We start from the raw sequence: 22,990 nt of genomic DNA, 5'->3' as shown, positions 1-22,990 counted from the left end.
CAGCGGTCTGCAAAACCGTGTACGGCGGTTCGAATCCGCCAGGAACCTCCAAAAGCAAGAAAGGATTAGAATGAAAATTTCTAATCCTTTTGTTTTTCAACTACTTACGTCCTCTGTGGTGGAAGGACTGGAAGAAGAAATTTCATAGTTTTCAGCTTTTGTTTTACAATTGTTTTACAGTAAAACAGCCAAGAATTGTAATGAAAGCTACGATTAAGATTGAGTTGCGCAAAGATTACGCAACCAAAGAAGGCAAACAAATGGTTTGTCTGCGCTACACTGCTTACCGCCGTTCTACTTTAATAAGTATGAATATAGCGGTTCTACCCAAACATTGGAATAAAGTATCTAATACGGTACGTAGTTCTGAACCTCGTTGTTATTACTACAACAAAGCTATCAGTGAAGTTTATCAAAAGGCTGATTCCATTGTAATGGAGAATTTTTTCACTCCATTACCTATCCCTCAATTCTTGGAACGCCTGAAAGATAAACATCACGGCAATACGGATTTCTATGTTTTCATAGAGAATGAGATAGAGCAGCTAAAACAATCTCGTGCAGCCGGAACGATTTCCAACTATTACAAGCTAATCAATACCATGAAGGAGTGGAAACCTACTCTTTCTTTTGGCGAGATTACTTTGGACTTTATTCAGCAGTTCCACAATCACGAACTGGAAGTTGGCAATATCCTTTCTACCGTCTACAAGAAGCACTCTAACCTGAAATTCCTGATTGGTATCGCTGTCGATAAGGAGAAACTGGCAAAGAACCCCTATGAGAAGTTTGAAATCAAAAAGAATATCAAGGCTCAAAACAATGATGTGCTTACAGAGGAAGAACTCAAAAAACTACAAGCTGTGTACGATAAGAAAAAATACAGTAAAGGAAAACAGGAAGTATTGAGAGAATTTCTGTTTAGCTGCTATACCAGCTTATCTTTTGCAGAGTTCTCTGTACTAACTTACTCGGACATCAAACCGATAACGGTTGATACAGGCGAAACGTACCTTATATTATGTAATGAGCGCACCAAAACCAGCGTGACTTACAAAATCCCCATCGTATCGCCTATAGTGGTGGCTCTGCTTGGGAACGGTGAACCGTGCCAAAAAATTTTCTTGCCTATCTCCAATCAGCTGACAAACCGTTATCTGAAAGATATAATGGCAGATTTGAAGATTGATAAGACAATGACCTTTCACCGGGCACGGCATAGTTTCCGAACTATTGCTGCAAAGAAAGGTATTCGTGACGGGATAGCAGAACGAATAATGGGGCACGCAGAAGGTAACGACATCAAGGATATTTATACGCACTTGCATGATGAGGATATTGTAAAGGAGATGCGAGATAAGTGGGTGGTGTAATATGAGTGCATTTTCCACACTTTCCGCATTTTTAATAAATAATATGCTGTAAATCTGTTACTTGATAATGCAAATGAAGTGCGGATAAAATAAAACTGACGAAAAAAAAGTAATAGTTAGTCTTTTTCTTTTCGTCAGTTTTTCATCTCAAAGTAACAATCTAACATATTGATTGAGATAAGAAATACAAGATTTTTTGTATTTTTCCAAGTTATTTCAAATATAATTCTTACCTTTGCAACCGATAATTTAAAATGTTCACGATTTATGTGTTGTGCTTCCGTGTAAATACCATATTGCGAGTTCGCATCTCTAACCTTTGAGATGTCAATGGTACTAAATAGGCATCCCTTGTCTATCAGAAGTTTAGTGCCTTGTCGGAATATGGGCAATCTCAGTTTTATTTAATTTATTTTTTATCAACTGTATATTGGTCTATCAGTTTACTGATGGCTGGTAGCTGATATAGTAATAATATTTGAGATTATGATTTACCCGAATAATTTTGAACAGAGAATTGGAATTGATACAGTTCGTCAATATATTATAGAAAAGTGTTTATGCCCTCTTGGAGAAGAGAAAGTAACAAATATGAGTTTCTCAACAGACTTTGCCACTCTTGAAAAATGGTTAGAGCAAACAGGAGAGTTTGCGCAGATTATACGAAATAAAGAGGATTTCCCTACAGATAATTTTTTGGATGTCCGTGATTCTTTACACAAGATAAAGAATGATGTTACCGCTTGGCTCTCAGAAGAAGAAATTTCAAACTTAATGAATTCATTGCAAGCAATCAATAATATAGTAAACTATTTGCATGCGGCAAAGACAGACAAAGGGGAGTTTAAATACCCTGCTTTAACTATAATGGCAGACAATATCAAAATTTTTCCTGTAATTATAGATAAGGCAAACTCTATATTAGATAAATCATCACACCAAGTTAAAGATAATGCCTCACGTCAGCTTGCAGATATCCGCAGAAATAAGATAGAAGCAACAAAAGCTGTATCACGTAATATGCAAAATGCTATACGTGATGCCCAGAAAGCTGGTTTGTTAGGAAAAGATGCAAGTATCAGTTTGCGTGGCGGACATATGGTAATCCCTGTTGATGCCGCTAATAAACGAAAAATCAAAGGACGTGTACATGACGGCTCAGGGAGTGGAAAAACTGTATTTATTGAGCCCGAAGCTGTTGCAGAAGCCAACAACCGACTTCGAGAATTAGAAGCCGATGAACGTCGTGAGGTTGTGAAAATTCTTATAGAATTTACAGACCTTATCCGCCCGCATTTATCAGACCTTTCCCATTCATACAACTTTATGGGAGATATTGATTTTATTCGTGCAAAAGCATTATTTGGAGTACGTATAAATGGCATTAAACCGATTTTTGAGAACAAACAGCAAGTAGAATGGGCACAAGCTATACATCCCTTATTGAACATACAGCTATTTCAACAGGGAAAGCAAGCGCATCCTTTAGATATTGTTCTAAACGAAAAAAATAGATTACTAATCGTTTCAGGAGCAAATGCCGGAGGAAAGTCTCTTTGTCTGAAAACAGTTGCACTCCTACAGTATATGTTACAATGTGGATTACTTATTCCTGTACATGAAAATTCACGAACCGGAATATTTGACCATATATTTGTGGATATAGGTGACGGACAAAGCATAGAGAACAGTCTTAGTACATATACTTCACACCTTACAAATATGAAGTATTTTGTGGAGCAATGCAATAATAAGACGTTAATCTTAATCGATGAATTCGGAAGCGGAACAGAGCCACAAATAGGTGGCGTCATTGCCGAAACTTTGCTTGACAGATTTAATCGAAAAGGCAGCTTTGGAGTTATCACTACACATTTTCAAAACTTAAAACATTTCGCCTATGAGACTGATGGTATTATTAATGGCGCAATGCTTTACGATGCTGAACGTATGCAACCCCTTTATAGACTTTCTATTGGTAATCCGGGTAGCTCTTTTGCCGTTGAGGTCGCAACACGGATTGGTTTACCGAAAGATATTATTATCGAATCCTCCGCAAAGTTAGGAGAAGATTTTATTAATATGGATAGTTTTTTACAGTCTATAGCCCGTGATAAGATTTTTTGGGAAGATAGAAGAAAAGAGATTTTAGGGAATAGTAATTCAGAACTTGGGAAAGAAGCAACTTTATCTGCTACAATGAAGGTCGGTAAACTGACTAAAGAACAATCCTTGAAAAATACCATAATCGAAAAAGGAGATATTGTTAGATTGAAGGGACAAACCGCCACCGGAAATGTCTTAGAGATACAAGGTAAGCAAGTGATAGTTGCCTTTGGATTACTTAAAAGCACTGTTGCTTTAGACAGATTAGAATTAATAAGCAAAAGAAAATCTTAAAAAAGAAAAGATAATAGCGACAAGGGGGTATATTCAGTTTTGAAATTTAGCCCCTTACTATTATATCTCAAAAGAAACATTTAGCTATGTGGGATATTCTTGACACCAAACTATATGCAATATTATCAAATCCTTTGTATAAAAGTAGCTCGGATTCTGAAGGGGAATTAAAAGATGTATATAAAGAATTTATGGAAACATTAATTTTATATTTAGATACAGAAAACGATAATAGAAAACGTATTCGTACGCTCAATATAACACAAGTAGAATTTGAAATGATAAAATCTTTGGAACTATCATATGGAAATAAAGGAGATATTTTAAAAATAGTTTATTCAGATAAAGTATTGTTGTTGATTAACAAAGAATTAGAACTAATATATCGCCAAATGCAATATCCAAAATATTTCATTAATATAGAAACAAAATGGCAATCTCCTTTATATCTGAATCCGAGTGTTATTAATTACACCGATGTTATGGAAAATATTTGTGGGCTTTATTATTCAAACAGCATTAATGGTATTGATGGAAAAAATATTCCTTTTAGTATGTTAGCTAATGGTTTTGAACTTTTATTTAATTTCAAATTTGCGGATATATACAAAAAAAGAGATGAAGTACTTAAGCGGAAACCCGATAAACGTACTGGCTTTTTAAGCCGTATAAGTATGGCTATTAGTCAGAAGAGCAAAGAAAACGGTTTTTTATGAGATATGATTACCTGTTGGTTTTCAATTATATATAAAATATTTATCAGGGAGTAGATGGTCTATTCCCCGTCTTTTTTCAACCCTATTTTCTGAACTTTGCTTCATCAATCGATTGACAAACAAGTATGTATAATCAGAAAAATGAAGCAAATGTATATAGAAAACTACGATTTCAAGGAGTGGATGCAGAAGCTGTTCGATAAGCTGGATGAACTTTGCAAGGATGTGCGTGCATTGCATACTGCCGATAAGGTACTGCCCGAAGATGACAACCTGTTGGATAATCAGGACTTGTGCCTGCTTTTCAAAGTGAGTATCAAGACCTTGCAGCGATACCGTGCCATTGGTGTACTGCCTTACTTTACCCTTAGTGGAAAAGTGTATTACCGTGCTTCGGATGTACGGGCATTCATTAAGGAATGGTTCAATGCTGTTACGCTGCGCAAGTTCGAGAAAGAACACTGCGCCAAAAAGAAGAAGTGAAATAGACAAGCCGAAGTGGTGGGTATCAACCGCTCCGGCTTTCTGCTTCTTATGGCTTCCCTAACTTGTTCGCCTGTTCCTTTAGATGTTTGGCTTGCTCGTCCAGTAGCCTTGCCCTTTCCAGTGCTTCCGCTTGCTTTCGACTTCGGTATTCAAAATCAATCACCGTATCAGTCAGGCTTTGGATAAAAGCGTTATCTCGTTCCCGGCTGAAATTCATTTCCAGCAAATTGATGTCGCTTCCTTCTGCTTTTCCTTTCATCAGGAGATAACGGTATTTTATATCATTGTCCTGTAACTGCTGCATACGTTCTACAAAACGAATGTTCAACGCCAGCGATACAAGGCAAACGATACATCCTGCTGAAAAAAGAAAGAATTTCGGTTGCAGGAACGGAGTTATCCGGCTTAGAATTCTATCGTAGCGTGAAACGGGTTCCGCCTTTTCAGGCTGCTGCGCATCTGCCGGAAATAATACCTTTAACCGTTCCTTAAAATACCTGTGCGAAGTCACAATCATTCCCTTTATATCTTCAAGGTCTTGTTTCTGATTTTCAGACTGCCCTTTCCTGATACTGCCGATTTGGTTTAGAATCTCCTGCACTGCGTTTTCAGGAATAGTGGGCTTGTTTCGTATCTCCAAAATGCGCTGCTCGATAACATCCAACCGGTTTATCGTTTCCTCCCGGCTGGCAGGTGTAACCTGCTGTTCCTGCTTCTCTTTCAGTTCCGTAACCATAGAGAGAAGCCCCTCTAAAATCAAATTCTCTTCCATACGTCTATAACTTAAATTGTCGTTTCTTTTTCTTCTTCTTTTTTCTTAAATCAGGGTTGTCGGGTATTTCATCAGCCGGAGAGGATGAAGCGGAAAACAGACCGCCCAAACCTGTGACAAATGAATTATCTGCTTTGCCGGGCATGGCTACTGGCTCCCGAATGGATTCGCCAACCGACTGCCTGTTGCTTCCGGCAGTAGTCAGTCCTGCATCACCGAAATATTTATCTAATTTGTAATAGCTGAAATTCCGGTCTATCTCCGACCCCTTGAACGTATATTCACCTTTGGAAAAGGAAATGCCTTGTACTTCATCCGTCTGCCCTTTGTACTTGAACTGAATGCCAATACCTTTTTCAGCTAACTGCCGTTGTAGCTGTTGCCAGTTCCGGGATTTGCCGATTTCATTCTTTACTGCCGTGTAAATCTCGTATTTTGATTTGTCCGGTTCTTTCAAACGGTGCTGCTTTACCTGTTCCTTTCTACCTGCAAAGTAAAGCCCGTGTTTGGTTTTCAGCTTCTTGCAAACCTGCTCGTTCCGGTACATATCGTTTTTATCCGAAATTGTTTTTCCGTTGTTGTCTATCCGGTTGAATATGATATGCACGTGCGGATGCTCCCTGTCTTGGTGGCGCACGATGATGTACTGCGTATCGGTGATTTTCATTTCACGCATATATTCCTGCGCCAATTGTATCATCTTTTCGTCCGTCAGCTTTGGCACATCCACTGCCGAATAACTTAGCGCAATGTGTCCGACTGGCTTCTTTAAGCCGGGGTTCATTTCGGTTTGCATACAGAAACTGCGTATGATGTGCCGACTACTTTCCGCTAACACTCCCTCGGCATGAAGTAAGGCTGCCTGTTCCTTACCCAGCACATAGTTTACACAACCCTTAAATCTGCTTCCCTTTTTTATTTTTCCAATCATCCGAAAGTTGGTTTATGATTTCAACGATTCTATTTTTCAGTTTCACCAGTTCCACCGCCACCAGTGCGAACCCTCCAGCATTGGCACGGTGTGCCAGTTGGTTGATGTTGTTGGCTTCCCCTGCCAGCTTACGGATAGTGTCGGCATCCTGCCTGTTCAACCGGGGTGTTATCTCTGCCGAAACAACCGCTTGCCGGACGTACTCGCTGACAGGTAGACCGGATTCTCCGGCTCGCTTCTTGATGGCGTAATATTGAAGTTCAGTCAGCTTCGTGCTGACTACTCTCTTTTGTTTGTCTATCCGGCTCTTTGCCGGGCGACCTCCTAACTTGTTCCTTATCTCTGTCATACGTTTTGCTTATTGAATGGTATCTTTAAAATTGCGACCAACGGGAGAAATTTTCTTTGCTGTCAGGCAAAGCAAGGGGTTTCGGTCTACCGAAACATAACCTTGCTCTCCTAAATCACACCGCTTGCCGTTGGTACGCCTTGCCTATTCTCCTGCCTACAGCCGTCTGCTCCTTTTTCTTTTTTCACTGGGAGATTGTTCGTTTTTCTCTTCCTGCTTCGGTTGCTTGGCAGACTGCGTTTGCTTCTCCGGCTGCGCTGGTTTGTTCGGCTGCTGCATCCTCTCTGTCGGTTGGCTGGACTTTTGGCATAGGTAGTCGTTCAAGTCCTTGTGTCCGCTGTACAGGTGTGAGGCATCACGCACACGCCAGCCGTATTCCTTTTGTATGGCTTGGGTGGCTTTTCGTCCGGCTTCGTCATTATCCAAAAGGCAGTGGATTTTCTCGTACTCGCCTAACGGGTACAAAGCCTTGTCCACATTGGCGGTCGAGTTCAGGATGATGTAATCCTGCCAGTCGATACAGGGATAATCCGGGCTGTTCTTGTGCCGGATAGTCAGGAAAGAAAGGTAGTCCATAGACCCCTCGAACACGAAACAGGCATCGTTCTTCTTTCCTGCGAACCGTATGCGTGTAATGTCTTTGGGAGAGGTGCAGCCTTTGTAGCCGGGATTGCGTAGTTCATACCCTCCTGCATCGTTCTTGAAAGCGAGTGCAAAAAGCGGCTTCCCGTTTACACGGTAATACATTTCCTGCACATAGTCTGACACTACTTCGGGCGCAATGTTCCGGCTTTTCAGATAGTTAATGAGTGCCGGATTCTGTAACGACTGGATTTTACGGATTTCTATCGGGCTGGTAGCCTTTTTCTTTTCTTCCCTTGAAGCATTCCTTTCTGAAATACTTTTCCCTTGAAAAGAGAAAGTATTGGCAGAGTAATAGCCCTGTTCCAGTCGGCTGATAGCCCCGTAAGCATTGCAGCCGTGTTGTTTCATCACAAGGTCAATAAGCGAGCCGCCTTTACCCGTTCCAAAGTCACACCAAAGGTTTACACCGTAATCCACCTTAAAACTGGGTGTATCGTCCTGCCTAAACGGGCTGTGGTACATACTGTAATAAAGTTTATCCACTACGGGCAAGATACCCAATGATTCTAAATAGTCTTTGATACTTATACTGTTAGCTTCCTGATAAGTCATAATCATTATATTCGCCATTTTTTACAGTGGCATAAAGTGTGGCGATTTCTACTTTTATGCGCACATATACATTATTGATAATCAATTAATAATAAGTCAAAATGTGGAAAGTGTGAGAAATGCGGACTCTATTAAATCAGCTTCTTATATCTTCCATGCTTGACATTTTCAAATAGTTTTCCTTTTTTGTCCGCTAAAAAACGTTTGAATGAATCTGCTGAGATATTTTGCTTTTGAGCAACTGCAATGCCTTCGCTTGTAGTGAACTCCACAGGTAAAGCATTATATAACGAAAGTTTATCTGTCGGTAACTGTTCTAACATAGCCGATGAGTTTGTTATACCTTGTACCCTTTTGGCTGTAATGCGGAAATATTCAACGATTGATATTGCACCTTCAACACTTGTACTGTCTATTTCCTTTTTATCGCTTTCATCACAAGCCCATCGTGAGAGCTGTAATATCAAACTAAAGTGGATAACATATATATCCAGCTTGCTATATACGCCAACTAACACTTCATCCATTTCGCTATTGCATAAATCTGTATTCTTATGTTGCCAATGATAAAGCAGTGTACGGGCTTCTGTATTAAAAGGAAGTTGGGTAGGTACAAGTTCCCCGTCTTCATCAGTCACACATTGGATGTCTGTCAGTTTCTTTACAATGGAGTTCCAAAGAGGGACTATGTGTGTGGATAATTCAAGCTCGTTCCAGTACTCTTTTTCAGATTGGGTGAGAAGACAAACAGAATACGGTCGATAAAACCGTTCTCGCTCCTTTCCCCTTTCGCTAGTTCTTTGAGCAGTCCTTTTTGTATCGTACCAATTACAGATATAAAAGAATGTTTGATGAATGCGGAGTTCTTATTTCCTTGTCTATCAAGTATAATAGGTTTTTCACTGAATACGGATAGCCAAAATTGTTCTTCCGAACCGCTATTATAGCGATTGAAATTTTTTTAGCCATGACATCAGTTCGTCCACATACAGGCAGATTCCTCTTTTATTATCCTGATGAATGGTGATAAGCCGTTCAGGAGTAATATCCGACACAATAAACTTTTTCAATACGGGTTCTGTCGCTTGCTCCTTATCTTCTTTCTCTTTTTTACAAGCAAGAATGTATTTTTCATATTCTCTTCGCTCTTTCTGATATTTTACAGATGATTTAATATCCAGTTCAAACAATGGCTGCATGGCAAAACTAAGCGGATGGCTCTTGTTTACTCCTGAACGTCCGATGATTGCCATGTACAAGATGGCACGTTCATTCCAGCCTTCCTTTACCTTCGCTACAAAATTGTTGCCTATACCTACGGATAAGGTAAAGTATATAGCGGAAGCAATAAAGTCTGTAGGATAGTTCAGAGTGGCTTTCGTTTCGTTTATAATTTCCCTTATCAATTTAGGAAAAACAGAAAAGCTATCCTCCTTTTTTAGCTCTGATATGCAGATATTTGTTTCTTTGGGTATTGTCATGTCAGTTCGTTTGTTGGGTAGCGTCCCTTTGCAGAAACGCTACCTTGCTTTTTCAAGTGGTGGATGAAAAAGAATCTTCAATTCAACTTTTAGTTTAGTAAATAGCTTTACTTGTTGTTGTACTCTTTAATAGAACTCTCAAAAATACGGTTATCAGCAGTAGCCTTTAGTACGCCTGCTGCCACAAGGTCTGAAATTTTCTTGTGTGAGCGTCCCATCATTCTGGCTACTTGATTAATACTATAAGTCTTCTCTACATCCGATTCAGGAGGCTTTGGCAACTTCTTATCCAATACTCTTTCCATTATCTTTTCGATAGCGGATTCTGTAGTTACAATTACCGTTTCCATACTTCTACTTTTTTAGTTAGAAAATCTGTTTATTATTTGAACACTAAATTTTATTTCTTATCTTTGATGCTGCAAATATAGAAATAATATATTTAAAGCTAAACTAATAGTTTGGTGTTTGACTTTTAAATACACTTATATGGTTCATCTTGAAAGAATAAAGGAGTTGTGCGAAAAGAAAAACGTAACAATGAAACAGGCTGCTGTTGAATTGGGTATGACAGAGCAGAGCTTGCACAAAATCATCAAGGCAAACTCTACTAAAATAGATACATTATTAAGTATGGCTCAATACTTTAATGTAGAACCTGCTTATTTCTTTGATAGCTATTCTACTGGCACATCAGATGGCGTTTGTATCAGTAAAGAAGAAATGGAAGGGCTTATTAAAAAGGTGATAGCTTACTCGATTCATGGCTTTGGAATGGTGAAACTTGAATGGGATGCTAAAGAACAAAAGTTTAATTCCTATTTCGATGTACTAAAAAAACAGTATAGTCCTGATGCTTCGGATTTAAAATATATATCTTCGATGCTTGAAACAGATATTCATATCACCGACAAGACTACTCCTAAAGATGTGGCACGGGTATTGATGACTAAAGATGAATTTGATTTCACTTCTACCTATTATTACGGCATCCGAAAAATGGAAGTACAGGAAGAACTTCAAAAGCTCACAGCCTTTTTGGATAAGCATAATATTCCTATCTCTGATTCCATTAAGAAAGATATTGATGAACTTAAAGGCAGGATTAAGTATTATGAAAGTAAGAGTATTATAGGAAATAACAAGATTTGACCATAAACTATGGAACAGATATTTAATAAAGAGCAACAGGAAAAAGCGCAATTCATTTTGAATCATCCTTTGGCAAAGCTATCGGATTTGCGCTCAAATGAAATAAAGGACTTAACCGTTGTATGGTGCTACTATTCCGGTAAAATAGAAGGCAATACCTATACTTATGTAGAAACAGAAGCATTGCTTAAAGATGGCATCACCTCTGAAAAGAAATATGAGGATGCCAAGATGTTGAAAAATTTATATAATACTTTCATCTCTGAATTGGAATATATCAATAAAGGGAAAAATCAGGAAGTGATAGATGAGCGTACTTTATTCAGAGTGCATCAATCTATATCTACAGGGTTGGTTTCTGATGAAGAATCAGGCTTTTTAAGAACAAGGGCTGTCCGTATTAGCGGCACGGAATATATACCGCCAAAGGATTTGCATGATATTCGGGCAAAGTTGAATGAAATACTTTATCAACAAGAACAATATACAAATCCATTGGAGCGAGCCGTTTATCTTCATTGCAACATAGCCAAACTACAACCCTTCATTGACGGAAACAAACGTACCTCCCGAATGATGGAAAGCATTGCATTGATGAACGCTGATATTATCCCTGTTTATTCTTCAAGGGATGCTGATATACTGAACTACAGGAAAGGGCTGATTGCCTTTTATGAAGCAGGAAATTATTCTCCGTATGCCGATTACTTCCTGAATAAGCAAGTAGAACGAATTAGAGAAATAGAATAATCATGAGTGAAGATATAAATGTTATGCTGAAAGAGGTAGATGTTCTTAAAGAACAGCTATCGGCTTTGCGTCCATTGCCCGAAGAAGCTTTGAAAAAGATTCAGGATGCTTTGGATATTGAATACACCTACGAAAGTAATCGTATAGAAGGTAACACACTCACTTTACAGGAAACAGCCCTTGTAGTGAACGAAGGCGTTACTATTTCGGGGAAGTCTATGCGCGAACATTTAGAAGCTATCAATCATGCGGAAGCTATCAGCTACATTAAAGATATTGCCAAACAAGATATAGAGATAAGCGAACGAACCATCAAAGAAATACATGCCCTTATTCTTCATGGGATAGACCGTGAGAATGCCGGAAGGTATCGCACTGTTCCGGTTATGATTTCAGGTAGTACGCATATGCCGCCACAACCTTATCTGATAGGGAAGCAGATGGAAGATTTCATTCTCCGTTTCAAGCAAATGGAAGCAGAAAAGGTGCATCCTGTTCTTATTGCTGCCTATTTACATGATGAATTGGTGCGGATTCATCCGTTTATAGATGGTAATGGGCGTACCTCTCGTTTGCTGATGAACTTGTATCTTCTTCGTCATGGCTATGTTATTATCACCCTAAAAGGTAGTAATGATGCCAAAGTTAGCTATTACAAAGCATTGGAAAAGTCGCATACAGAACATTTGATAGAAGACTTTCAAAAATTAGTTATTGATGCGGAAATTACTGCTTTGCAGAAGTATTTGTCTATTATGCTTTGAGTTGATTTGAAGTATGAGACAAAGAAATTAATTGTATAGCGTAGGAGGGAGTTAAAATATTAATATACTATTTTTCAGATTGCTAAGTACTATCTAATTTAATAAGTGAAAGTATGAAATACAATATTTCAGGAGTAGACAGAGAGCTTGCTAAAAAAATGCAAGGTAGGGAGGGAAAAGAGCTAAAATTAACTCTTCTAAAAAAGATTGCAGAACAAGAGGTGATGCTAAATTTGTTTGAGCAAAGCATTAGTCACTGTAATCAACAAATTCAATATTGTATTGATAAGGTTAATAATGAGAAAGATGCTTCAAAGAAACAATGGTATGAAACCCAGAAAATTGTATTTGATGACAATAAATTGATTTGGAACATTTCCGGATTTGTGACTTTGATTTCGATAGATGTTAAAACGATACAGGTAGGAATGTACTTTGCGGAAACAGAATGGCATAAAAGATTCTATGCAAGGCAAATATGTACTATTATGTATGAATCATCTAAAGATATATTTGAATTATTGGGTAAAAATTTTAAAGATCTTATATCTAAGAGGATTGATATAACATCGTTTGAGTTAGAGCTTAAAAGTATTCGTTCTCGGTTAAACCTGTTTCAATCGACGAATTCCACATACTTACATACAGTAAGGAATAATACTGCTGCTCATAAAGATCAAGATGTTTTGAATCAATTAAATATTATCACCAATATCAACTGGTCGGATATAATGAAAACAACTATGGAATTTGAAAGCATAATTAATGACTTAGGAATTTTTCTGCAGAAACTAATAAACTCTGGATTGGATAATCTTAAAAAATCCCCTTTAGGACAAGATCGAATCTAACTAAAATTAAAAAATAGAATAAATCTTTCCATTTTTTCTTTGCAAATCAAAATTATCAGTTTATCTTTGTGATAATTAATAAACGATTTAAACAGAGTATTTGTTTTACAATTGTTTTACAGTAGCGGAACTGTAAATATTCTAATCAATTGAAAATAAAAGGATTATCTTGTCAGTTTAAAATCCGCCAGGAACCTCAAAGAAAAATCCGAAATCTTCTCGAGATTTCGGATTTTTTGTTTTAAATCATAGTGAGCTGAATCTTTCAGTTCTGAACGAACTTCACGTATGGTAGAGAGTATCATCCTGATGAATGCTGATATTATTCCTGTTTATTCTTCCAAAGATGCTGATATCTTGAACTACAGAAAAGGATTGATAGCATTTTACGAAAAAGAAGATTATAGCCAATATGCTGATTGTTTTCTGAATAAGCAAATAGAGAGGATTTATGAGATTGAAAAATGAAATCCTATGCCATCCATGAACTTTAATCATTCATGGATACCATTCCATCCGTATGCTTGAATATTCCTCTATCAATCAGAATTTGTATAGCCTGTTCCGTTACCATATCTAAGTTTGCACCTTTTCTGCTGAAACCCAGAAGTTGGGAAGTCAGCCGTTTTAAGTCCTCTATCGGCATCGAAATCTGTTGCTCTATGGCATAGCGAGCGGCACTCATTACCTCTAAAACCGGAATGTCAAGAATATCACGTTTGGAATTGATGCGGTAAAAGTCAGCGTCTTTCGCCTTCTCTTCGCTTTCCCAGTAGATAATGGAATTTCCCGATAAAGGGTCTTTGTATGTATCTTTGAGAAGAGAGTCAATAAATCCTTGTAACCGGATAGTCACTCTTGCTAATTTCCAGATACGTAAGATTCTTTTATATAACAAAGTATTTGTTATAGGCTGTTCAATCCGTACTATTTGCTCAAGCTGCCTTTTTACCTGATAAGATGAGGACATTACCTTATCAATATCCGTACTATAGCTTATTTCAGGCAAATCAGCAAAAACATACTCTTTCTCACGGCTATTCACTAATTCTATAACAGGTTCGTTTTCTATGCTGAATGCTTTCAGAACAGCAGGTTGTATCGGAAGGGGTGGCTTTTCTTCTGCTTTTACATTCTTTACATCCTCCAGCTTTTTGATAATTCGTTCTATTACATTCTCTTTATGTTCGAACCAATCGACGGACCACACCCGCATGATATTCCAATGAAGCGTCTGCAAGACGGTGGGTTGCACAATCTCGCGGTCTCTGGTAGTTTTTGTTTCATAATAATTCTTGCCGTCACACAATATTCCTAAGATATATGTATCTGGTTGTTCCGGGTTTACAATAGCCAAGTCAACCTTAAAGTTTGAATGCCCAACAAGAGTGTCCACTTTATAACCGCGTTGAGTGAGCTCCTGAGCTATTAAAGTTATCAGATTACTTTGTTTTTGATTTTGAAGTTGGACTGCCGGAATAGGAGATGTGCCACGTTCTGCAAATTCCAGAAACTTTTTTAATCCTTCCACACCTCTGGACTTGGTACGTTTCAAATCTATTTGCTCGGAACGCAAAGTAGAGAAGATAATCATCTCATAGCGGGCACGGGATACAGCTACATTCAGGCGGCGCTCACCACCCTGATTATTTAGTGGGCCGAAATTCATAGATACATTACCATTTTTGTCCGGTCCGTATCCTATAGAGAAAAGTATGACATCCCGTTCGTCACCTTGCACATTTTCCAGATTCTTAATGAAGATAGGTTCATTACTTTGGAAAGCCTTCTCTTCTAATTCCGGATATTTGTTCAATTCCTCTATCAGCATGTCTTCTATCAGATTCTGTTGTACCTGACTGAAAGATACTACGCCTATGCTTTTTTCGGAGAGCTCCGGTGTTTGCAAGCGATGGAGTATTTCTTTCACAATAGTTTCCGCTTCCGCATAGTTACTGCGTGTACGTCCCTTGTCATACGCTCCGTTGACCTGAACCAAACGTACTTTTGAAACCCTGTTGTCTACGGAAGGAAAAGTATATAATTGCCCATTGTAGTATTGGGAGTTACTGAAAGCAATCAGGCTTTCATGTTTGCTACGGTAATGCCAGGTCAGATAACGGGATGGAATTGATAGTGAAATACAGTCATCCAGAATACTTTCCATATCATCAAATTCAGCTTCTTCTTCATCGACCTGCGAAGAGGAGAAGAAACTCGTTGGCGGCATTTGTTTGGGGTCTCCTACCACCACTAATGCTTTACCCCGGGCTATCGCGCCGACAGCTTCACTGGTGGGCATCTGGGAAGCTTCATCAAAGATGACAAGGTCGAACTTTTCTGCATCCAGGTCAATATATTGTGCTACTGATATCGGGCTCATCAACATGCATGGACACAGTTTGGGCAACAAGGTTGGTATCTGGTCTATAATTCTCCGGATGGACGTACCACGTCCTCCATTGGAGATGTTTCTTTTCAGGATTCCTATCTCGGAACTGGATGCAGCTTCCATTGTTAGAGAAGGTATCTTTGCTGCTAATCTGCAATATAGTTCTTTTTTGCTCAGCTCCTGGAATTCCGTAGTCAGCGACTTATACTTATTAATCATTTCCTCAAATAGCAATCCGTTGAAAAGTCGCAAAGTCTCGTCTGCATCAACCGTTCTGATTGCTAATTGATGATAAACACCTTTCATATATGCATCTGCCGCCTCTAATCCTGTTTTATGCTGATCGGTAATATAGTTGATAACTACGGTAAGATATTGGGACTCCAGTTCCCTTTTACGGATGCACCATTGTCCCCAATCCTTAATCAGATTGAAATGTGCCAGCCATGTATTAAGCAAGAACGGTAATTTTATTTCAAGGTCGTTGTCGGGCATTTGCATGTAGCACAGACTTTCCATTTCATTAAGAGTGGTATTTAGTTCACTGGAGGTGTTGACTGCCTGCTTGAATATGTGTTCATTGGATTGCTGGAATGTGCTCCAATCCACGTCAATCTTGCTCACAAATTGACTAAGGACTTCTACAAATGGCTGTTGGGTTATTTCTGCATACTCTACTAAAGTACTGTAAACCATTGGAAGAATCTCCAATGTGGAAGTAATATCATCCCATTTTTCTTTATTTTTTCTTCCTAAGAAACCAAAGAAGGATGACAACTCGGAAGACTGTTCCTGAATTATCTTATTATTTTTTTGATAGGTGTCGAGTTTATCTAAAAGCCCGGGTATCTGTTCAGCCTGCAAATTCGTATTGTAGAGCCTTAGCCTCTTGAGATAGGAACGTTTTGCGAAGAATCTGGGTAAGAACCATTTCGTCCCAATTGTTTTCCATTCTTGTTGAAGAATAAACGCATTCTCTTCAAGGATTTGAGGTGCATAGTCTTTACTCAACTCTGCTTGTGAAGCGTCTCGTTCACGACCTGATAAAACGATATCTTTCCACTCTTCTATCAGGTTGGTATTTCCGCCTATCTCTAATAATGATTTATTCAGATATGGAACCGAAAGAAGTAAGTCGCTTATTTTGCCCATCCAGTTGATTCCTTCCCAGTTATCCGGTATTGAGATTCCCAGATTACTTGAAAGAGATTTTCTGTTGGTTGTAATTAGATTGAATAAATCTATGAGATGCCTGAATCCATCTTGCAGCTTTTGGCAATTTTCTAAGGAAGTATTATGCGGTTCTAATCCTTTTAGTGGATGTTCCTGCGGATGCCCTGTTATCTGAAAGACCGTATCCAATTCCTGTATCTTTTCGCAAAGTGCTGTAAGTTTTTCTTTTGTAATACCATCCAATAGGGAAAAGTCAATGGGGAGTTCATCCCCTTGTATAGACAGATAGTTTGTTATGCAGTCGTAAAGAGAAAAGCCGGATATATGAGGATGATGTAACGCCTCCATGTAGTCAATCAGCTTTCTTCTTCGCTCAAACAATTGTGTTGAAGTACTTTCAAACTCAGCCGGAGATTGGATATGAATAGCTTCTATGGCTTTTTGAAGTTGAGCCAGGAAGTGAGATTTAGTAACCTTATTGGAGTGTAATTCCAGACAGAACGGATCCAATCCTATTCTGGTCAGACGGTTTTGTACAACAGAAAGTGCCGCCATTTTTTCTGCAACAAATAGTACGCGTTTTCCTTTGTACAAGGCATTCGCTATCATGTTGGTGATAGTCTGCGATTTTCCGGTTCCCGGAGGACCGTGCAATATAAAACTCTTCCCTTCTCCTGATTCTATGACAGCCTCCAGTTGGGAAGAATCCACATCGACAGGAATGGAAAAGGTGGTAGGTTTGCAATTCTTATCTATCTCTCTGGCGTCAACTTCCGGAGTTACGTCCTGCCATTGGATACGGTTTTCCATCAGGCTGGCTATGATGGCATTCTCTTTCAGCTTGTCCGCATTGCTGTGAATATCATTCCACATGACAAACTTGTTGAATGAGAATAGCCCTAACATGGATTCTTCTACTACATCCCAGCCTTTCATGTTACGGATGCAGGTGCGAATTGCGGCAAATATTTTTTTCAGATCTACGCCGCTGTCGTCTTTTGGCAACGGGTTAAGTCCGGAGAGATTTATTTCAAATTGTTGCTTCAATAATTCCACCAGGGTTATGTTCAGTATAATCTCTTCATCTCTTGTGCGGATGATATATCCGTTTGTACCACCACGTCGTATGATGTCTACCGGCAGTAGCAGGATAGGGGCAAAGCGAGGCTTCACACTCTTTGTGGATTCGTACCATTTCAGGACACCTAAGACTAAAAACAACGAATTGGCACCATTTTCTTCAATGGCAGTCCGTGAAGTTCGATATACGAATTTGAGTGAGTTTTGCAGTTCGCTTTCGGTCAGATAGGAGCGAATCTTTTTGTTTTTCAGTTCACTGATTACTAATTCCTCCAGATTCTCTTTCCAGAGTGAAGAGTCATATAATCCTGTCTCACCGGGTTCTATTTTACTTTTGGCGGGGCTGGCTAATATCTGATAATTCTCTCCGGCTTGAAGGTGGTCTTCCAGATGGTCGATAGCAAAAGAGATGAAAGGTATGACCCTTCTGCCAAGCCTGATGTTAATCAGATTATTGCGAAGGGAGAAATCCAGCAACTTCCTTTCCCATATAACCTGCTTGGTAATTTTATCCTTGCTGTCGTCCAGCTTTATTTCATATCGGTCCAGTTGATTTACTTTTCTGGTTGCATTCTCATGTTCTATTCCGTTGTTTTCTATTTGCCACTCACCGTTATGGTTTATGCGCTGTGGCAGTGGACGGATTTTATCGAGCCTGCACCTGTATACATCAATGAATAGTTCAAACTTACTTTCTTCTTTGAGTTCCCTTTGAGCTGTTGTTACCGCCTCTTCAAACGAGATGTTCTGAGAAGATGTAATTGCGGTTGTTTCTACCAATACAATATCGCTGATGCCATTTGCACTTCCTTTTAGTAAGAAAGAAGCATCGTCTCCCACAGTCTGGTGATAGATATCGTCTGTCAGCCATGCACCTACAAATATATGCCCTTTCAATAAAATCAGAAGGGGATGAATGCCGTTTGCTTCCAGGCAAGAAGCATAAAGCAAAGTCAGGTCTATGCATGTACCCAGTTTACTGGTGAGTACATTATCTACTAAACGAATACGTTGTCCCATCGTTTCAAAACTGGCCGGAACCGTGGAATATATCAAAGATTCAGAGCGTAGAGCTTCATAGATGGCAGCCACCTGAACCCGTACGCGATTGGGATCTTGTGTCTGATATTCATCTAAGGCAGAGTTACCCGTCCATTTCTCAAGAAATTGTGAAGCCTTTACGCTTATTCTTGAAAGTATAGGGTGATTGGGAGTGACAAAAGTGACTAAAAGTTCGGGCATAATACCGACGCCGGTCCATTGGTCATAAGCCATCAGTTTGATGGGAAATGTTTGTTGATGGGCTATTTTACCGGAAATGGTAATGGTCAGGATGAAGTGGGTATCGATGCCTTCTGTCAGTTCTATCAACTTTTCGTTTTCGGGGGATATTTCCAGACTACTGATTTGTACATTTTGTCCTTTTGGAATTATCTCCAGAATGCTTTCCGAGTGCTTTATCAGTTCTCCGTCTATTGAAACTTTGATGTGGTTCCAGTCAACTGCATCATTATTCATTAGTTCGCAGAAATTGCATGAAGGCACATGATTGTGGATCATTGCATAATTAATACATGGCAGGTATTCTAAGTGAATTGTCCCATTGAAGGTGCCTGTAATTGTGTTGCCGTTTTCCATTATTGTTATAGAATTTAACTGATAAAAGGGGTGAGCCCATACTATCACTCCCGGATTCAAAGGTATGAATATATTGTTAATAATCCAGCTTTTATTATGAATTTAGTGAGATATTTTCCGTTTATTTAGTTCAAAAAGGGTTCACCCTCTTGTCTATCGTTCTGATTTTTGTGATATTTGCAACTCCATAGAACAAAAGACACTGTTGAAGTGTTTATAAACATACAAATTTTATATCTATATGTATATTACCCTCATTATTTTATTTCTTTCTGCAATATTTTTTATGAGCGGCAAAGTACGCTCAGATTTGGTGGCGCTTTGTGCCTTAGTGTTGTTAATCATATCCGGCATTCTGACACCTGAGGAGGCACTGACCGGGTTCTCCAATTCCGTAGTGATAATGATGATAGGACTGTTCGTTGTGGGCGGTGCTATTTTCCAGACAGGATTGGCGAAGATGATAAGTAGCCGTATCCTGAAATTGGCCGGTGACAGTGAGTTGAAGCTTTTCGTCCTTATCATATTGGTGACTGCCTTTATCGGTGCCTTTGTCAGTAATACCGGAACGGTGGCTTTAATGCTTCCTATTGTAGTCAGTATGGCTATGAGTTCACAAATCAATGTCAGCCGCTTGTTGATGCCGCTCGCATTTGCCAGTAGCATGGGGGGGATGATGACGTTGATTGGTACGCCACCTAACCTTGTTATCCAGGAAGTGTTGACTTCTGCGGGATATGCACCGCTCACTTTCTTCTCATTTACCCCTGTAGGTCTGGTTTGTGTAACTGTCGGATTGATTGTATTGATTCCGTTGAGTAAGATGTTCCTGACTAAGAAGGGAGATAAAACCCGTAAAGGGAACAAGAATAAATCACTGAAAGAACTGGCAGGAGAGTACCAATTGTTCCAAAATTTATGTCGGGTGCAGGTAGAAAGTCAATCACCTTTAGTCGGAAAAACCATACAAGAGTTGAACATTCCGCAGCGCTATAATGCGGGAATTATGGAGGTTCGCCGCCAATCTTCTTCTTCCCGCCGTCATTTCTTCAAGACGATGAGCCAAGAGATGGCTGCTGCCAATACGGTTATTCAGGAGAATGATATTCTTTATGTGCTGGGCGACTTCTCTAATGTAGAACGCCTTGCCAAAGAAAATGCACTGAAATTGCTGGATACACATACGGCGGAAGGTTCAGTAGAATCTAAGAGTGAAGAACTTGAGTTCACAGAAATCGGTATTGCTGAAATCGTATTGATGCCTGCTTCCAATTTGGTAAACAAACCGGTGAAAGATTCCGGTTTCCGTGAGAAATTCGGTGTGAATATTCTGGGTATTCAGCGCAAACGCCAGTACATACTGAAGAATCTGAAAGATGAGAAAATGCATTCGGGAGATGTATTGCTGGTGCAGGGTACCTGGGAGAATATAGCCCGGTTAAATGATGATCCTTCAGATTGGGTAGTACTCGGTCAACCTCTGGCTGAGGCCGCAAAAGTGACGCTTAACCATAAAGCACCTGTTGCTGCAATTATCATGTTGGGAATGGTAGTGATGATGATGTTCGATTTCATACCTGTTGCTCCTGTAACGGCGGTGATGATTGCAGGCTTGTTGATGGTGCTTACCGGCTGTTTCCGCAATGTGGAGGCGGCATATAAGACCATTAACTGGGAAAGCATTGTCCTGATTGCCGCTATGATGCCCATGTCGTTGGCTTTAGAAAAGACCGGAGCATCCGACTTAGTTTCTAAATCATTGGTGAACGGGCTTGGTAGTTATGGACCATACGTGCTGCTGGCAGGCATTTACTTCACTACTTCGCTGATGACAATGTTTATCAGTAATACGGCTACGGCGGTACTTTTGGCTCCGATTGCCCTCCAATCCGCGATACAATTGGAGTTGAGTCCTTTCCCGTTCCTGTTTGCTGTTACTGTGGCGGCAAGTATGTGTTTTGCCTCTCCGTTCTCTACTCCGCCCAATGCGTTGGTGATGCAGGCGGGACGTTATACATTCATGGATTATGTTAAAGTAGGTTTGCCTTTACAGATAATTATGGGAATTGTGATGATATTTGTGCTCCCGTTATTGTTTCCGTTTTGAGTAAAACTTAAAAAATAGATGATTAATGAAAACAGTAAAAAGTTTGATTTTTATTCTGTTCGCCCTTTGTAGTCTGTCAGGCAAGGCGCAGGAGGTGGCTGCCGATGATGTCGGCTACATAGTGAAAGTGGGGGAGATGGCTCCCGATTTTACCATTACCCTGACAGATGGTAAGCAAGTCACACTTTCCGAACTTCGTGGTAAGGTGGTGATGTTGCAGTTCACGGCCAGTTGGTGTGGCGTTTGCCGTAAGGAGATGCCTTTCATAGAAAAGGATATCTGGTTGAAGCATAAAGGCAACTCAGACTTTGCCCTTATCGGCATAGACCGTGACGAACCGTTGGATAAGGTGATTGCGTTCGGTAAATCAACCGGTGTTACTTATCCGTTGGGATTGGACCCCGGTGCAGATATCTTTGCTAAATATGCGCTACGCAAAGCCGGAATCACCCGCAATGTACTTATTGACAAGGATGGTCGCATTGTGATGCTGACCCGCTTGTATAATGAGAAAGAATTTGCCTCACTTGTGAAGAAGATAGACGAAATGCTGGCAAAGAAATAAAGAAACAGCAAGCTAAGTTGACCTTATTTTAAGGTCAACTTGGCTAAATAATCGTAGTGTTTTCCCTCTTTCACCAATTCTGTCTGGAAACCATTCTCGGCAGCATAAAGACTAAGAGTCTGGAAGTCAATGTAAAGCCAGTCAAACGGCTCTCCCTTAATATCTTTATATTGCATCTGAAAATCTACTTCTCCATAATAATCCCCTGCCAGGTCAATAACAAAACTTCCGTCCTCTTCCTCAAACAGATATCGCAAATCACTGGAATCCATAAGAATGCAGCCACCAGGGCGAAGCAGCAACTTCATTTTCCTGAAAAAGGTGGGCAGATTCTCCAATTTCCCGATGATACCCGAACCGTTCATCAGCATTAATATGGTGTCGTAGGACTCATAGAAATGTTCGTCGAACAGATTGGTCTGTGTGACATGCCATATACCCCGTTGCTGCATCACTTCTACTGAAAGAGGTGAAATATCAATGGCATGCACATCTTTGCCTGCCTCCTGCAAAGCAAGGCTGTGACAACCGCTTCCGGCACCCACATCCAGAATTTTGCCCGTAGCCAATTGCAGGGCGCTCCGTTCCAGAACGGGCATTTGTTTTTCCGTACGGAATAATTCTTTCACCGGTATTTCGTCTTCGTCAAATAGCGAAGAGAAGACTCGCAGGCGGTCGGCCTTATGTAGTTTAAAGTAATCAGCGATGGCAGCGCCCATCGGGTCTTTGCCAGCAGAAAGCAGAGCGGTATTCATTCTATTCAATCTTTAAAAGTTGGCGCAAAGATACGAAAAATGCCATCCATTGGCTGAA

Annotated in this window: 19 protein-coding genes and 2 pseudogenes; 11 read left to right on the top strand and 10 right to left on the bottom strand. The window is 39.7% G+C overall.

What is annotated here, in order from left to right; genetic code table 11:
- Positions 1–200 precede the first annotated feature (200 nt).
- The 4 genes from QZ135_RS07160 (at position 201) to QZ135_RS07145 (ending at position 4,972) form a co-directional block, all read left to right on the top strand.
- The gene (locus QZ135_RS07160) at positions 201–1,373 is read left to right on the top strand and encodes a site-specific integrase (RefSeq protein WP_294607206.1); all 1,173 of its coding nucleotides are present in this window, start codon (positions 201–203) and stop codon (positions 1,371–1,373) included.
- Positions 1,374–1,859: 486 nt separating this feature from the next.
- The gene (locus QZ135_RS07155) at positions 1,860–3,773 is read left to right on the top strand and encodes a MutS2/Smr-associated SH3 domain-containing protein (protein WP_294607204.1); all 1,914 of its coding nucleotides are present in this window, start codon (positions 1,860–1,862) and stop codon (positions 3,771–3,773) included.
- A gap of 86 nt (positions 3,774–3,859) precedes the next feature.
- Positions 3,860–4,489 (top strand): hypothetical protein, encoded by a 630-nt coding sequence (locus tag QZ135_RS07150; RefSeq protein WP_117574143.1) that lies wholly within the window; start codon positions 3,860–3,862, stop codon positions 4,487–4,489.
- A gap of 150 nt (positions 4,490–4,639) precedes the next feature.
- Positions 4,640–4,972 (top strand): helix-turn-helix domain-containing protein, encoded by a 333-nt coding sequence (locus tag QZ135_RS07145; RefSeq protein WP_294607212.1) that lies wholly within the window; start codon positions 4,640–4,642, stop codon positions 4,970–4,972.
- Between the two features lie 49 nt (positions 4,973–5,021).
- Here the strand turns inward: QZ135_RS07145 and QZ135_RS07140 are convergent, their stop codons facing one another.
- From QZ135_RS07140 to QZ135_RS07105, 8 genes and pseudogenes are all read right to left on the bottom strand, one after another.
- Entirely contained in the window at positions 5,022–5,747 is a 726-nt protein-coding gene (locus tag QZ135_RS07140; RefSeq protein WP_294607197.1) for a hypothetical protein, read from the bottom strand.
- A 4-nt stretch (positions 5,748–5,751) separates the two neighbouring features.
- Positions 5,752–6,678, bottom strand: coding sequence for a relaxase/mobilization nuclease domain-containing protein (locus tag QZ135_RS07135; RefSeq protein WP_294607195.1), 927 nt, complete (start codon positions 6,676–6,678; stop codon positions 5,752–5,754).
- Positions 6,644–7,027, bottom strand: coding sequence for a MobC family plasmid mobilization relaxosome protein (locus QZ135_RS07130; RefSeq protein WP_294607191.1), 384 nt, complete (start codon positions 7,025–7,027; stop codon positions 6,644–6,646). Before QZ135_RS07130 ends, QZ135_RS07135 begins: the two co-directional genes overlap by 35 nt.
- 156 nt (positions 7,028–7,183) lie before the next feature.
- Positions 7,184–8,224 (bottom strand): toprim domain-containing protein, encoded by a 1,041-nt coding sequence (locus QZ135_RS07125; protein WP_294607209.1) that lies wholly within the window; start codon positions 8,222–8,224, stop codon positions 7,184–7,186.
- Positions 8,225–8,355: 131 nt separating this feature from the next.
- Positions 8,356–8,862 carry a hypothetical protein gene (locus QZ135_RS07120; RefSeq protein ID WP_294607188.1) on the bottom strand — a complete coding sequence of 169 codons (507 nt, stop codon included), beginning with the start codon at positions 8,860–8,862 and terminating at the stop codon, positions 8,356–8,358.
- A gap of 47 nt (positions 8,863–8,909) precedes the next feature.
- Positions 8,910–9,119 (bottom strand): annotated as a pseudogene (locus QZ135_RS07115) (DUF3987 domain-containing protein); the annotation flags it as partial.
- 46 nt (positions 9,120–9,165) lie between these two features.
- A complete protein-coding gene (locus QZ135_RS07110; RefSeq protein ID WP_294607186.1) occupies positions 9,166–9,705 on the bottom strand; it encodes a DUF3987 domain-containing protein in 540 nt (179 codons plus the stop codon).
- 107 nt (positions 9,706–9,812) lie between these two features.
- The gene (locus tag QZ135_RS07105; RefSeq protein ID WP_005847908.1) at positions 9,813–10,055 is read right to left on the bottom strand and encodes a hypothetical protein; all 243 of its coding nucleotides are present in this window, start codon (positions 10,053–10,055) and stop codon (positions 9,813–9,815) included.
- A 139-nt stretch (positions 10,056–10,194) separates the two neighbouring features.
- Here QZ135_RS07105 and QZ135_RS07100 point away from each other — a divergent pair, with 139 nt between their 5' ends.
- From QZ135_RS07100 to QZ135_RS07080, 5 genes and pseudogenes are all read left to right on the top strand, one after another.
- On the top strand, positions 10,195–10,857 hold the full coding sequence (locus tag QZ135_RS07100; protein WP_057327337.1) for a helix-turn-helix transcriptional regulator: 663 nt from the start codon (positions 10,195–10,197) through the stop codon (positions 10,855–10,857).
- A 9-nt stretch (positions 10,858–10,866) separates the two neighbouring features.
- The gene (locus QZ135_RS07095; RefSeq protein WP_294607179.1) at positions 10,867–11,607 is read left to right on the top strand and encodes a Fic family protein; all 741 of its coding nucleotides are present in this window, start codon (positions 10,867–10,869) and stop codon (positions 11,605–11,607) included.
- Positions 11,608–11,609: 2 nt separating this feature from the next.
- Positions 11,610–12,371, top strand: a complete 762-nt coding sequence (locus tag QZ135_RS07090) for a Fic family protein (RefSeq protein WP_294607177.1) — start codon at positions 11,610–11,612, stop codon at positions 12,369–12,371.
- 113 nt (positions 12,372–12,484) lie between these two features.
- Positions 12,485–13,222 carry a hypothetical protein gene (locus QZ135_RS07085; protein ID WP_294607174.1) on the top strand — a complete coding sequence of 246 codons (738 nt, stop codon included), beginning with the start codon at positions 12,485–12,487 and terminating at the stop codon, positions 13,220–13,222.
- Positions 13,223–13,492: 270 nt separating this feature from the next.
- Positions 13,493–13,690 (top strand): annotated as a pseudogene (locus QZ135_RS07080) (Fic family protein); the annotation flags it as partial.
- Positions 13,691–13,712: 22 nt separating this feature from the next.
- On the opposite strand, the gene QZ135_RS07075 reads toward QZ135_RS07080, so the two are convergent.
- Positions 13,713–19,505: a DUF3320 domain-containing protein gene (locus QZ135_RS07075; RefSeq protein ID WP_294607171.1), complete on the bottom strand. Its 5,793-nt coding sequence runs from the start codon at positions 19,503–19,505 to the stop codon at positions 13,713–13,715.
- A gap of 241 nt (positions 19,506–19,746) precedes the next feature.
- Here QZ135_RS07075 and QZ135_RS07070 point away from each other — a divergent pair, with 241 nt between their 5' ends.
- Both QZ135_RS07070 and QZ135_RS07065 read left to right on the top strand, forming a co-directional pair.
- Positions 19,747–21,612, top strand: a complete 1,866-nt coding sequence (locus QZ135_RS07070) for an SLC13 family permease (protein WP_294607168.1) — start codon at positions 19,747–19,749, stop codon at positions 21,610–21,612.
- Between the two features lie 25 nt (positions 21,613–21,637).
- On the top strand, positions 21,638–22,177 hold the full coding sequence (locus QZ135_RS07065) for a TlpA disulfide reductase family protein (protein ID WP_294607166.1): 540 nt from the start codon (positions 21,638–21,640) through the stop codon (positions 22,175–22,177).
- A 23-nt stretch (positions 22,178–22,200) separates the two neighbouring features.
- Here QZ135_RS07065 and QZ135_RS07060 read toward each other — a convergent pair whose 3' ends face one another.
- Complete coding sequence (locus QZ135_RS07060; protein WP_294607163.1) at positions 22,201–22,932, bottom strand: class I SAM-dependent methyltransferase; 732 nt, start codon at positions 22,930–22,932, stop codon at positions 22,201–22,203.
- Positions 22,933–22,990 lie beyond the last annotated feature (58 nt).

This window comes from uncultured Bacteroides sp., from assembly GCF_905207245.1.
Taxonomy (GTDB): domain Bacteria; phylum Bacteroidota; class Bacteroidia; order Bacteroidales; family Bacteroidaceae; genus Bacteroides.
This window is presented reverse-complemented; position numbering and strand designations above follow the sequence as displayed.